This window comes from Sphingomonas sp. 22R3R2A-7, from assembly GCF_036856055.1.
Classification (GTDB): Bacteria; Pseudomonadota; Alphaproteobacteria; order Sphingomonadales; family Sphingomonadaceae; genus Sphingomonas.
Map to the genome: position 1 here is coordinate 2,212,137 of NZ_JASPFR010000001.1, position 12,988 is coordinate 2,225,124.

Genomic DNA, 12,988 nt, shown 5'->3' on the forward strand with positions numbered 1-12,988 from the left:
ATCAGCGGCCAACCGCGTGATAGGTGAACCCGGCCGACTCGACCATGTCGCGCGGATAGATGTTGCGCAGATCGACCAGGATCGGCTCGCTCAGCAGCGACTTGACGCGTGGCAGGTCGAGCGCACGGAACGCATCCCATTCGGTGACGATCACGAGCGCATCGGCGCCTTCCATCGTCTCGTACGCATTCTCGCAATACGCCACGTCGGTCAGGACCTTCTGCGCCTGCTCGGTGCCCTCCGGATCATAGGCACGAATCGTCGCGCCGGCGTCCTGCAGCGTCTGGACGACGGCAATCGCGGGACTGTCGCGCATGTCGTCGGTGTTCGGCTTGAACGTCAGGCCCAGCACCGCGACGGTCTTGCCGCGAACATCGCCGCCCATCGCCGCGATCACCTTGCGGCCCATCGCACGCTTGCGGTTGTCGTTCACCGCGACGACCGCCTCGACGATGCGCTGCGGCGCCTCGTAATCCTGCGCCGTCTTCAGCAGCGCCAGCGTGTCCTTGGGGAAGCATGAACCACCATAGCCGGGACCGGCGTGGAGGAACTTGCCACCGATGCGACCGTCCAGACCGATGCCGCGCGCGACGTCCTGCACGTCCGCGCCGACCTTTTCACACAGGTCCGCGATCTCGTTGATGAACGTGATCTTGGTCGCGAGGAACGCGTTGCCGGCATATTTGGTGAGCTCGGCACCGCGACGGCTCATCTCGACGATCGGCGACTTGTTGATGTGCAGCGGACGATAAATGTCGCGCATTACCTGCATCGCGCGCTCGTTGTCGCCGCCGATGACGATGCGGTCGGGCCGCTTGAAATCGTCGATCGCCGCGCCTTCGCGAAGGAATTCGGGATTGGAGACGACCGCGAAATCGGCATCGGGGTTCGCCGCTGCCATCAGCCGTGCGACCTCGTCACCGGTGCCGACGGGCACGGTGGACTTGTCGACGATGACCGTGAAGCCCTGGATCGACATCGCGACCTCTTCGACGGCGGCGTAGACATAGCGAAGATCGGCGTGGCCATCGCCGCGGCGCGACGGCGTACCGACCGCGATGAAGACCGCGTCCGCGTCCTTCACCCCTTCGGCAAGGTCGGTCGTGAAGCTTAGGCGGCCCGCGGCGACGTTGGAGCCGACGAGGTGATCGAGGCCGGGCTCGAAGATCGGCATGCGACCGGCGAGCAGAGCGTCGATCTTCGACTTGTCCTTGTCGACACAAACCACGTCGTGCCCGAAATCTGCGAAGCAGGCTCCGGAAACGAGCCCGACATACCCCGAACCGATCATCGTAATGCGCATGAAGATTAAAAGCCTTGTATCGCGACCGTCCGGGTCCAGACTCGCCCCGGTCGGACAATGCTGCGCCGCGGAATTGCAGATTACGTGCAGTGACGCAACGCCTGTTCGCCGAGTCGACTGTACAACAAAGACACAGCGCGCCCGGTGCAAAACATTGCGCAGGGGCGGAATAGGATGGCCGCTGGAGTCACATCCGTCAGACGTCTGAACCGCTTTCCCGCGCACACATGCGACGGGATTGGAGCGTCATTCGCGTGGCGCTTTTCCGCTCGCGACGCGGTCGTACACCGCCAGGGTCTGCGCAGCGATGCCGTTCCAGTCGAACCGCAACCGCAGGGCGGCGGGATCGATGGCATAGGTCTCGGCCGGCGCCGCCAGCTTGGTCGCAAGATCGTCGATCGATCCCGTGCGGAAATAATGGTGCGCCGGCAGGCCGATGTCCGTGTTCGCCGGAATATCGCTCAACAGCATCGGCGCGCCCACCGAGCCCGCCTCGAGCGCGGCGATGGGCAGCCCCTCGTGGAGTGACGGCAGAACGAACAGGCGACAGCGTTGGTACAGGTCGCGCAGGGTCGCGCGCGTCTGCACGCCCGCAAAGACGACGTCGGCGTCCGCCATCGCGCGAACACGGTCGGCAAAGGCGCTCTCATGATCCGAGCCGCCAACCACCAGAAGCTTTGCACCCGGCATGCGGCGAACCGCCTCGATCAATTGGTCGACCGCCTTTTCGGGGACGAGTCGCCCCACCGTCAGGAAATAGTCGCCGGGCACGAAGCCCGCGGTCGCGAGCACCTCATCGGCGGCCGACCCCTGCTCGGGAAGCCGCGACGTGCCGTTCGGGATATAGACCAGCCGGTCGCGCGCAGCAGGGTTCTCGCGCGCCAGCGTCTCGCGCAGCGACGGCGCGACGACGATGATCGCCTGCGCGAACCGCAACGCGGCCTTTTCGCCGAGCCGCAGCATGATGCGCGCAAATCGTCCCCATTTCGCCCGTGCATAGTCCTCGCCGTGATGCGTCACCACCACGCGCAGCCCGAGGATCCGGGCAAGCGGCGTCAGCAGCGCGGGCCCGACCGCATGGATATGGATGAGATCCGCCCGCTGCCGTCGCGCATGGAGCACGGAGAAGAACGTACCGACGATCGCTTCGAGCCGTGCGTTGCGTGTCGATGGCAGCGGGACGACATGGAGGCCGTCATGGTCGAATGGCGCGCGGTTCACATAGGGCCGCCGCGCCAGGATCGTGACGTCGAGCCGTGGCGACTGTGACAGCGCGCGGGGATAGAGTTCCTCGCAGTGGCTTTCGACGCCGCCCATGATGTCAGGGATGCCGCGCAGCCCTGTTACGAATACTCGCATTGATCACGCCGCTCCGTTTGATCCGCGCCAACGCGACGATGCCAGTGGGCAGCGCGGGAACCTAGGCACTAGCGCCAAAGTCGTCAACGCGGCGTGAACCCGCCGGGTTTGGACACGCGCAAATGCCGTGTATGCACGCGGCTACTCTTCCATCGCGCCGGATCGGGCTTCATGCACTCCCCTCCCCCTGATTTCCAACCGATAGAGGGCGTGACGGCGCGCGCACACGTCCCGCTGTCGACGCTCGGCCGCTGGCGGATCGGCGGCCCGGCGGATCTTGTCCTGACGCCGACATCGACACGGTCGCTGGGCCTGACACTGGTCGCCGCACGGGATCTGGGCAAGCCGGTCATCATCATCGGTGACGGCACGAACCTGCTGTTTGCCGATGAAGGGTTTCGCGGCACGGTCATTCGCATCGGCCCGGCGATCGCGGCGGTACGACATAGCGGGCCCGGCCGGATCGAGGCGGAGGCCGGGCTCTGGGTGCCGAGTTTCGTACGCCTCGCCATCGGCGCGGGACTGGGCGGCGTCATCCATGCGATCGGCATCCCCGGTCGGCTGGGCGGGCTCGTCACGATGAACGGCGGCAGCCAGCGCAAGGGGATCGGCGATCATGTCGAATGGGTCGACGCCTTCGATCGCGATGGCGTGCTGCACCGGCTCGATCGCGATCAGCTGAACTTCGGATACCGGCGATCGCGGCTGCAGGACGGCAGCCTCGTCGTCGCGCGCGCGGGCTTTCTGCTGCCGCACCGCGCGTCCGAGGAGTCCCGCCGCGAGGCGATCGCGATCCTGGCGGCACGACGCGCAAAGTTTCCCCGCATCCACGCCAATTGCGGCTCGGTCTTCGTCAGCGACCCTGCGCTCTACCAGAAGATCGGCCCACCCGGCCAGGCCATCGAACTGGCGGGACTGAAAGGCGCGACGCAGGGCAGCGCCCAGTTCTCCCCCGACCACGCCAATTTCATCGTCAACCGGGGCGGCGCAACCGCGCGCGACGTGCTGTCGCTCATCACGCTGGCGCGCGATCGCGTCGCGGCGATGACCGGCGTAGCGATGCAGGCCGAAGTGCGCTATGTCGCGCCGAACGGAGCCGTGACTGCGGCACATGAAATCCGAGGGACTTAAGGCGGACTCGCTTCGTTCACCGATCATGACGTAGGGGCGCGACGGGCGCGCGGATGGGCAGGGCTCGCCAGGGCTATGCTCGAGAGATGGAGCGCGACGACGTGACTATTGTAACGCGGCACTCGGCCGAGGTGCCCGCCATGTCGCGCGACGGCGAAGGCGATACGCGGATCCTGACCGTCCGGCCGTCGCAATTGCGTGGCCAGGTCCGCGTCAGCGGCGCGAAGAACAGCGTCCTGCGGCTGCTTGCCGCGTCGCTGCTGACGCGCGAGCGGATCGTCCTTCACAACTATCCCGGCGAACTGCTCGACGCCATCGTTCATGTCGGGATGCTCGAGACGCTCGGCAAGACCTGTCGCGTGATCGGCGAGACGCTCGTGATCGAGGCCGAAACGGCGCCGCCATCGTCGACGCTGGCATGGCAGGGCCGCTCGATCCGCAACACCCTGCTCATTCTCGGCGCGATGGTCGCGCGGACCGGCGCCGGCGCCGTCCCCGCGCCCGGCGGCTGCGACCTTGGCGATCGCAAATACGATCTCCACGAACTGGTGCTGACCAGGCTCGGCGCGCGCGTCTGGGAAGAAAACGGCATGCTGCATGCGGAGGCGCCCGATGGCCTGCGCGGTGCCGAGATCACGTTGCCGCTGCGCTCGACGGGCGCGACGGAGAATGCGCTCATCGCCGGGTCGCTGGCGAAGGGGCGAACCACGCTGTGGAACCCGCATATCCGCCCCGAGATCATCGACCTCGCCCGGTTCCTCCGGTCGATGGGCGCGGCGATCACGATCAACGGCCAGGAAAGCATCGTCATCGACGGCGCGCCGACGCTCGGCGGCATCACGCACCGCGTCATGCCCGACAACATGGAAGCGATGACCTGGCTGATCGGCTCGGTGATGACCGGCGGCGATGTCGAGATCGTCGATTTTCCGTTCGAGGATCTCGAAGTCCCGCTGATCTTCCTGCGCGAAAGCGGCGCCAGGATCTTTCGCGACGGCCCCGTGGCGATCGTCCGTTCGGGCCGCCCCTACCCCGTCGAGATCAGCACAGGCCCCTATCCGGGGATCAATTCGGACATGCAGCCGCTGTTCGCAGCGATGGGCGCGTGCGCGCGCGGCGTTTCCCGGCTGGTCGATCTACGGTTTGCGGGACGCTATGGCTATCTCGACGAATTCGCCCGGATGGGCGTTTCGAGCGAAGTGCGTGACGGCGCCGCGCACATTACGGGAGGGGCCGCCATCGAGGGAGCCGATGTCCGCGCGCTCGATCTGCGCTGCGGCGCGGCGCTTGCGCTGCTCGGCATGGTCGCCCGCGGCGAAACCCGGATTGCCGACGCGTGGCAGATCGAACGCGGCTATAATGATTTTGCGCGGAAAGCGCATGAACTTGGCGCTAACCTGGCATATACAAATGCATGCTAAGACGCTGAGCAATAAGTTGCCTCGGCCGCTCTACTATTGGATTTCCGCATGACGGATGGCTTGTACGATCTGAATCCGCTGCGTGCTGCGTTGCGCGCCTGCAAACGACACTTCCTGTTCGCGGGGCTGTTCAGCGGCCTCATCAACATCCTCTACCTCGTCCCGTCGATCTTCATGCTCCAGGTCTATGACCGGGTCGTGCCGACGCGCGGCGGGGCGACGCTGTTCGTCCTCACGCTGATCCTGACGGTCTCGCTCTGCGTCTTCGCGATCCTGGACTCGGTGCGCATGCGACTGTTGCTGCGCGCGAGCGTCCGGCTCGAGCGGATGGCGGCATCGAACATCCTGCACCGCATCCTCGGTGCGGGCGGCGCGACCGCGCTGCAGCGCGCCACGGCGATGCGCGATTTCGATACGTTGCGCGGAACGCTGACCGGTCCGGCGATCATCGCGATCTTCGACGCGCCATGGGCACCGATCTACATCCTGATCTGCTTCCTGCTGCATCCGTGGATCGGCGCGCTGGCGCTCGTCGCGACGCTGCTGCTGACCGCGGTCGCCATTGCCAGCGACTTTGCCACCCGCAAGGGTGTCAGCGAGACCACGCTGCGCTCCAACGCGTCCTATCGGTCGCAGGATTATTCGATCCAGGCCTCGGAGGTCGCACGGTCGCTCGGCATGCGCGAAGCGCTGGTGCGCCGTCATCTGCATGAGCGCGCCGATCTTGTCCGCCGCCAAGGCGAAGTCGCCGAAAGCTCGGGGACGTTCCTTGCGATCACCAAGTTCCTGCGCCTGCTGTTCCAGTCGCTCGCGCTGGCGCTTGGTGCGTGGCTCGCGATCAACCAGAGCATCTCGGCAGGGTCGATCTTCGCCGCTTCGCTGATCCTGGGTCGCGCGCTCCAGCCGGTCGAGCAGATCCTCAATGCGCTCAAGAACGTGCTGGGCGCGCGCAACGCCTATCGCGGGCTCGACGAATTCTGCAAGCTTCCCGACATCACGATCGCGCGCACCGCGCTGCCCGCCCCGCGCGGCAAGGTCGAGGTCTCGAACCTTACCGTGCGCGCGCCCGGCAGCGACCGCGTACTGCTCAAGAACATCAACTTCGTCGTCGAGCCTGGCCAGATCGTCGCGCTCATCGGCCCGAGCGGCGCGGGCAAATCGACGTTGCTGCGCGTTCTCTCAGGCGGTCTCGAACCCGACGAGGGCGAGGTCCGCATCGATGATGCGCGCCTCGACGACTGGAACCGCGAGGACCTCGGCCGGCATGTCGGCTATATGCCGCAGACCCCGACGCTGTTCCCGGCGACGGTCCACGCCAACATCTCTCGCTTCCAGGCGGCGGTTGAGGGCGGTGGCGAAGCGCTGGACCTCAAGGTCGTCCATGCCGCGCAGCTGGCCGGCGCGCACGAGCTTATCCTGCACTTCGCCGAAGGCTATGATACGCGCCTGGTGATCCGCGAGGGCGGTGGCCTGTCCGCCGGCCAGCGGCAGGTCGTGGCACTCGCGCGCGCGCTGTTCGACAGCCCGTCGCTGCTGTTCCTCGACGAGCCGAACGCGCATCTCGACATGAACGGCGAATCGCGGCTGATGCACACGCTCGGCGAATTGCGCAAACGCGGCGCGACGGTGATCGTGTCGACGCATCGCACCGGGCTGTTGCAGGCGGTCGACAAGATCCTGCTGCTCCGCGACGGCGAAGTTCAGCTTTTTGCGAACCGCGAGGACGCGCTGCGTCCGCAATCGACGCCAGTCGGCGAGCAGCCCGACGGCGCGGCTGCGGGTACCGACGCGGGCCATAACGACGACGGCGACCGCCGGCTCGAAGGAGCGAATTGATGAGCGAAGGCGAACTCGTAGGCCCCGTCACGGCCAAGTCGCAGGAGCTGGTGCAAACCACCAGACCCGTTCCGGCGACACCCGAACTCGAGGATTCACCGCGCGACGCGCTCTGGATCGGCGGTCTCGTCGCGGTCCTGTTCTTCATCATCCTGATCGGCTGGGCGAGTTTCGCGCGGCTCGACGCCGCCGCCTATGGCGAGGGCCAGGTCTCGGTCGCCGGCAACCGCCAGACCGTGCAGCATCGCGACGGCGGCAACGTGCAGCAGCTCGACGTCCGTGAGGGGCAGCACGTCAAGGCGGGCCAGATCCTGATCCGCCTGTCGGGCGCCGAGGTGGCGGCGACCGAACGCGCGCTGGCGAACAGCGTCATCGACCTTCAGGCGCAGAAGGCGCGCCTCGAGGCGGATATCCGCGGTGGCCCGATCCAGTGGCCTGCCTCGTTCGCCGCAGCGACCGGCGATGACCGGGCGCTGGTCGCCAAGGCGATGCAGCTCCAGATCGCCCAGCGCGCATCGCGGCAGAGCCTGCTGGCGTCGAGCCGCAACGTCCTGCAACAGCAGGAAGCGCAGGTTTCCAAGCAGTCGGGCGGGTATAACGCGCAGGCCGGTGCCAGCGCCGCCCAGCGTGCCTCGCTCCAGGCACAGCTCGACCGGACCCGCAAGCTCGCCGACGAAGGCTATGTCTCGCGCAACTCGGTCAGCGCGCTCGAGCGCGCGGTGGCCGAAATCAACGGCGCCAACGCGGATTATGCTGCACGTGCGGCCGCATCGCGCGAGCAGATCGGCGAGACGCGCCAGCAGATCATCCAGACCGAGCGCAAGTCGATTGACGACAGTGCCAGCATCCTGCGCGATACGCAGTTCCAGCTGAACGAAGTGATGCCGAAATGGATCGCCGCGAGAGAACAGTTGGAACGCACCGTCATCCGTGCACCGATGGCGGGCAGAGTCGTCGGCCTGCGGGTCTTTTCGGTCGGGGGCGTCGTCCAGCCCGCGCAGCCCATTCTCGACATCGTTCCGGATGCAGCGCCGCTGATCGTCAAGGCGAACTTCCAGCCGAACGACATCGACGGCGTCTATGAGGGACGCGAAGCCGAAGTGAAGTTCCTGTCGATCCACGAACGCGACCTGCCGATCCTGCTTGGAACGGTTCGCAACGTCTCGGCGGACAGCCTTCGCGACGAGCAGAGTGGCCATACTTACTATAGCGCCGAAGTCGTGGTACCGAAGTCGCAGTTGGATCTGCTCAAGAAGATCCGCGGCGAGGATACCGGCGTTCGTGCCGGCGTACCCGTTCAGGTGCTGGTCAAGTTGCGTAAGCGTACCGCACTGCAATATTTTTTCGATCCGCTTACCGAAGCCTTCTCCCGGTCGTTGCATGAACGGTGATTGTCGGGTTCACGGTAGGCTTCCGGGAATGCTCTTGTGATGAATGGTGACACGCGCATGGCCGCAAAGACGAATACGCTGTCGGACGAGCTGCACGAGGGCGAGTCCGACGCCCGGCTGATCGATCTGCACCGGATCTTCGGGATCGCCCGACGTCGCCGCTGGTGGATCGTCGCAACGGTCGTGATCATCCTCGTGCTGACCGCCGTCGCCTATACGATGGTGCCGCGGCGCTACATGGGCACGGCGAGCATCGCGCTCGACCGGCGCGCGGATCAGATCATCGCTGGCCAGTCTCCCAACCAGGAGCTGCCGACCGATTCACCCACCGTCGACACCGCGGTCGAGGTGCTGACATCGCCCTCGCTCGCCGCACGTGTGGTCGACACGCTCAATCTGCAGCGCGAACCCGGCTTTGGTCAGGCGATCGACGGCCCCGTCCTCTCGCCGGCTGCGGCGCGATCGCGGGCAATCTCGAAGGTCCAGAGCGGGCTGGCGGTCAAGCGTACCGGCCTGTCCTATGCGATCGACACGAGCTTCACCTGGACGGACCCCAAGCACGCCGCCGCGGTGGTGAACGCGCTGGTCGACGAATATATCGCGAGCCAGCGCGACACCAAGGTCGACTCGCGGACGAACGACAACAAGCTGCTGCGCGAACGCCTGTCGCGACTGCGCGACGAGGTCATCCGCGCTGAAACGGCAGAGGCGCAGTACCGCGCGAACACCAACCTGATCGACGTGCAGAAGGACAGCACGGCGGTGCAGCAGGAACTGTCGTTCCTGAACACGCAATTGGCGACCGCGCAGGCCGACCAGGCAGCGGCCGAAGCCCGGTTGCGCGCGGCGCGCAGCGGCGGCGGCAATGCGGCGGCGGACTTCGGGTCGCCGGTGATCCGCGGCCTGCGCCAGCAGCAGGCGCAGCTGAGCGCACAGCGCGCGGACCTGGCGGGGCGGTACGGCCCGCTGCATCCCGATCTTGCCAAGCTCGACCGGCAATATGCCGACGTCAACAACAGCATCCGCGACGAAACCCGCCGGACGCTCGCCGGTCTCGTGGCCGACGCGCGCGTCTCGGCGGGCCGGACATCGGCGATCCGCTCCTCGCTCGACCGCGCACAGGGCGGGCTGCAGGCGGGCAACCGTGCCTCGGTCCAGCTGAACGAGCTGCAGCGCAACGCCGACTCGGCGCGCGGCCTCTATCAGGCGTTCCTCGACCGGTATCGCCAGTCGGTCGCCGGTGAAGGCACCGACAAGAGCAATGCTTCGGTGATCTCGCGTGCGATGGTCCCCGGCGGACCGGTCTTCCCCAACGCCGCGGTGTTCGGCGCTGGCGGCATTCTCGCGTCGCTGCTCGCCGCGGTCGGCGTCGTATTGCTGCTCGAGCTGCTCGAAAGCGGCTTCCAGAACCGACGCCAGGTCGAGGCGCGGCTTCATGTGCCCGTGATCGGGACCGTTCCCGACCTCGCAACGATCCCGGGCGCGCGGATTTCGAAGCGCGATCCGATGGCGCCAGCGAATTTCCTCGTCGAGAACCAGGGGTCGTTGTTCAGCGAATCGTTCCGCAGCATCCGGTCCGCGTTGAAGATCGGCCGCCCCGATCAGGTCGTTCGGTCGCTCGCGGTCTCGTCGGCACTGCCCGGCGAAGGCAAGACGACGATATCGATCTGCCTCGCCCGCTCCGCCGCGCTGGCGGGCGCAAAGGTCGTCGTCATCGATTGCGACGTCCGGCGTCGCACCTTCAGCCGCTCGGTCACCAATGACACGGCAGTCGGCCTGATCGAGGTGCTCGACGGCACCGCGCAGCTCGACAAGGCGCTGCTCCACGACACGGCGTCGGGTGCGTATATCCTGCCGCAGAGCAACACCAAGTCGATGAACTACGAACTGGTCGCGTCGCAGGCGATGTTCTCGCTGATCCAGTCGCTCTCCGAACGGTTCGACCTGGTGCTGCTCGATACGCCACCTGTGTTGCCACTGGCCGAGGCACGCGCGATCGCGGCGATGGCCGACGGCGTGCTGTTCGTGACGCGGTGGCGCAAGACTCCGGCGAATGCGAGCGAGCTTGCGGTCGATATGCTCGCGCGCGAAGGCGCCAAGATCTACGGCGTCGCGCTCTCGCAGGTTAATCTCAAACAGCAGTCGCGCGCAGGGTTCGGCGACGAGATGTCCTATTATCATCGCTTCAAGGGATACTACGCCGAAGCGGGCTGACGAGCTCAGCCAGGATCGAAAACGAATACGGGCCGGGAAATCACATTTCCCGGCCCGTATTTTTTGGCGTGAGGGCGGCGCTTCTTCGAGGGGGTGCGTGCGCCGATTTGGGACTTACGGCGTGATGGTGAAGCCGAACGTCGCCTGCAACTGGTTGAAGGTCCGGGCGGCCGGAATGCCGAGGATCTCCCCATTGCCCTTACGGTTGCGATAGCTCGCCGACGCGTCCGCGCGGAGATGCTTGCTCACCAGCCAGCGGACGCCGCCCTCGAGGCCATAGCCCTTCGACGTCGTATCGAGGATGACGAACTTCGATTGGCGGTATGACAGCGAGCTGGACAGGATCACGTTGCGCAGCAGCTCATGGTCGACGCCGATGTCGAATTCGGTGGCCAGCGCGGCAGGCGAGACCGCCGCCGCGACGTTCTGGAAATAGCGTTGCGCGCTGAACTTCACGGTCGTGAGCTCGGTCACGAGATAGTCGAGATCCGCCTGGAACCCGAGCGCACCGCGCGACTCGATGTTGGGATCCTTGAAGTCCGCATAGATGTACCCGAGGCCGAGACGTCCGCGGAGCAGCGGGGTGATTTCGCTGCTGACCCCGCCGAGAACCTCGATACCATCCGCATCGCGCAGGATCGGCCCGCGCGGCAGACGGAAGCGGCGCATGTCACCCGTGGCCGATAGGAAGAATATCGGGCCGGCACCCGTGCGATAGCCGAGTTCGGCGGATCCGCGGTACAGGCTGTAGTCGCGATATTGCTGATCGACGGGCTCGCCGGTCGGACGTTCGGCGTCCTCATAATTGTAGCGGCCGGCAAAACCCGTCAGCTGCGTCGTCAAATGGCCGAATTCCTTGGTGCCGGAAAGCTGGCCACTCGTCAGCGTATAGCGAACGGGTTGACGCGTCAGGATCAGATCGCCGGTGCCGCCGCGGCGGACAAACGCGCGCTCATGCTGGACGTCGGCGGAAATCGCGGAATCCTCGGCGATGTCATATCGCGACCGTACGCGGCCGCGATACGTGATCCCGCTCTCAGTGACGAATTTGCTATAGGCCCGTTCGTTGACATAGCCGTCGAAGCTCAGCGAGTTCCGCCCCCAGTTCGACTTCAGCGCGACGTCCGCACGCAGGATGCCATAGGCGTCGGATACGCCGTCCTGCTGCACATAGACGTTGCTGTCATAGCCGCCCCGCGCGGTCAGCGCGGGAAAGAGCGTGAAGCTGCCGAGCTGGATTCCCGACGGATCGAATTCCGGCCGCGACCGCGCGGCGACCGTGACGCCATTCACCGTGCGCTTGGCGGATGGCAAGACGGAGTCGTTGCGAAAGCCGATCACATCGCCGCGGGGCAGCGCGAGCGAGCCCGTCCCGATCGCCGGGGCGTCGGAGCGATCGCCTCCCGGCAGCGTAAGCGGTGTCGCCTGCGGTGCCGTCTCCGACAGAATTGCCGGCGTTCCGTCAGCGACCTGATCCTGCGCGGTTACCACCCCCGGTATCGCGCCGACCGCAAGCCCCGCAACGAAGAGTGCCGACCGCCGCCCCTGTGTCCTGTGTCGCACGCGCATTGCCTCAGTTAATGTTTGACCGCCCGGAACGCCGCAGGACTCAGAAGTACCGCTCGCCCACGCGGAGCACGTCGCCCGGGAGGACCTTCAGATTGGCGTTGATGTCGACTTCGTGCTCGGCGGTATCGCCCGCACGACGGACGAACACCTTGTTCTTGTTCGCGCGGTAGGTGAACCCGCCTGCCGTCGCGATCGCGCCGAGGATCGTCGCGTCTTCGCCGGCTGGATAACGGCCTGGCTTGGCCACTTCACCCAGTACGAAATAGGGCCGGAAATCGTAGACTTCGACCGCGATCTTCGGGTCCTTGAGATAGCCGGCGGCGTAGCGTGCGACCAGCGCCGCTTCCATCTCGCGCGCGGTCAGGCCCACGGCCTTGACGTCGCCGATCAGCGGCATGGTGATCGCGCCATTGCCCGACACCTGGAACTCGCCACTCAACGCGGGCTCGCCGAAGACGTTGACGCGCACCTTGTCGCCGAGGCCCAGTCGATAGACGTCGACGCGGGCGTTGATCTGTTCGGCGGTCAACGGCGTCTTGGGCTGCGTCGCGCAACCGGCCACCGCCAGCAGCGTCGCCACCGCCGCTCCGAAACCCGCAAACTTGCGTGCCGCACTGATCGCAGTCATCCAGCCCTCCTTGAATATCAGCGTTTGTCTATACTGACCGCGTGACCAAGCGCCATAGAGATACCGCGACGATTCACGACCGGAATGACCGTAATGGGTCGATTGCCACGACGGCATGGCATGGCTAGGCGAACAT

9 protein-coding genes are annotated in these 12,988 nt (G+C 66.0%); 5 read left to right on the forward strand and 4 right to left on the reverse strand.

The annotated features are described in order from the left end of the window. Nucleotide 1: 1 nt before the first annotated feature. Together QP165_RS10555 and QP165_RS10560 are read right to left on the reverse strand one after the other, a co-directional pair. Nucleotides 2-1,303, reverse strand: a complete 1,302-nt coding sequence (locus QP165_RS10555) for a UDP-glucose dehydrogenase family protein (protein ID WP_056018060.1) — start codon at nt 1,301-1,303, stop codon at nt 2-4. Between the two features lie 246 nt (nt 1,304-1,549). After that, the gene (locus tag QP165_RS10560) at nt 1,550-2,662 is read right to left on the reverse strand and encodes a glycosyltransferase family 4 protein (RefSeq protein ID WP_333995600.1); all 1,113 of its coding nucleotides are present in this window, start codon (nt 2,660-2,662) and stop codon (nt 1,550-1,552) included. Between the two features lie 210 nt (nt 2,663-2,872). Between QP165_RS10560 and murB the strand changes: the two genes are divergently transcribed. The 5 genes from murB (at nt 2,873) to QP165_RS10585 (ending at nt 10,655) form a co-directional block, all read left to right on the forward strand. Further along, nucleotides 2,873-3,793: a UDP-N-acetylmuramate dehydrogenase gene (murB, locus tag QP165_RS10565; RefSeq protein ID WP_333995602.1), complete on the forward strand. Its 921-nt coding sequence runs from the start codon at nt 2,873-2,875 to the stop codon at nt 3,791-3,793. A gap of 101 nt (nt 3,794-3,894) precedes the next feature. Further along, nucleotides 3,895-5,214: a UDP-N-acetylglucosamine 1-carboxyvinyltransferase gene (locus QP165_RS10570; protein ID WP_333995603.1), complete on the forward strand. Its 1,320-nt coding sequence runs from the start codon at nt 3,895-3,897 to the stop codon at nt 5,212-5,214. A 48-nt stretch (nt 5,215-5,262) separates the two neighbouring features. Then, nucleotides 5,263-7,050, forward strand: coding sequence for a type I secretion system permease/ATPase (locus QP165_RS10575; protein WP_333995605.1), 1,788 nt, complete (start codon nt 5,263-5,265; stop codon nt 7,048-7,050). Continuing rightward, nucleotides 7,050-8,441: an HlyD family type I secretion periplasmic adaptor subunit gene (locus QP165_RS10580; RefSeq protein WP_333995606.1), complete on the forward strand. Its 1,392-nt coding sequence runs from the start codon at nt 7,050-7,052 to the stop codon at nt 8,439-8,441. Before QP165_RS10575 ends, QP165_RS10580 begins: the two co-directional genes overlap by 1 nt. Nucleotides 8,442-8,498: 57 nt before the next feature. Beyond that, complete coding sequence (locus QP165_RS10585; protein ID WP_333995607.1) at nt 8,499-10,655, forward strand: GumC family protein; 2,157 nt, start codon at nt 8,499-8,501, stop codon at nt 10,653-10,655. A 114-nt stretch (nt 10,656-10,769) separates the two neighbouring features. On the opposite strand, the gene QP165_RS10590 is transcribed toward QP165_RS10585, so the two are convergent. Together QP165_RS10590 and QP165_RS10595 are read right to left on the reverse strand one after the other, a co-directional pair. Continuing rightward, nucleotides 10,770-12,218 carry an outer membrane beta-barrel protein gene (locus QP165_RS10590; protein ID WP_333995608.1) on the reverse strand — a complete coding sequence of 483 codons (1,449 nt, stop codon included), beginning with the start codon at nt 12,216-12,218 and terminating at the stop codon, nt 10,770-10,772. A 46-nt stretch (nt 12,219-12,264) separates the two neighbouring features. Then, nucleotides 12,265-12,852 (reverse strand): polysaccharide biosynthesis/export family protein, encoded by a 588-nt coding sequence (locus QP165_RS10595; protein WP_056019112.1) that lies wholly within the window; start codon nt 12,850-12,852, stop codon nt 12,265-12,267. Nucleotides 12,853-12,988 lie beyond the last annotated feature (136 nt).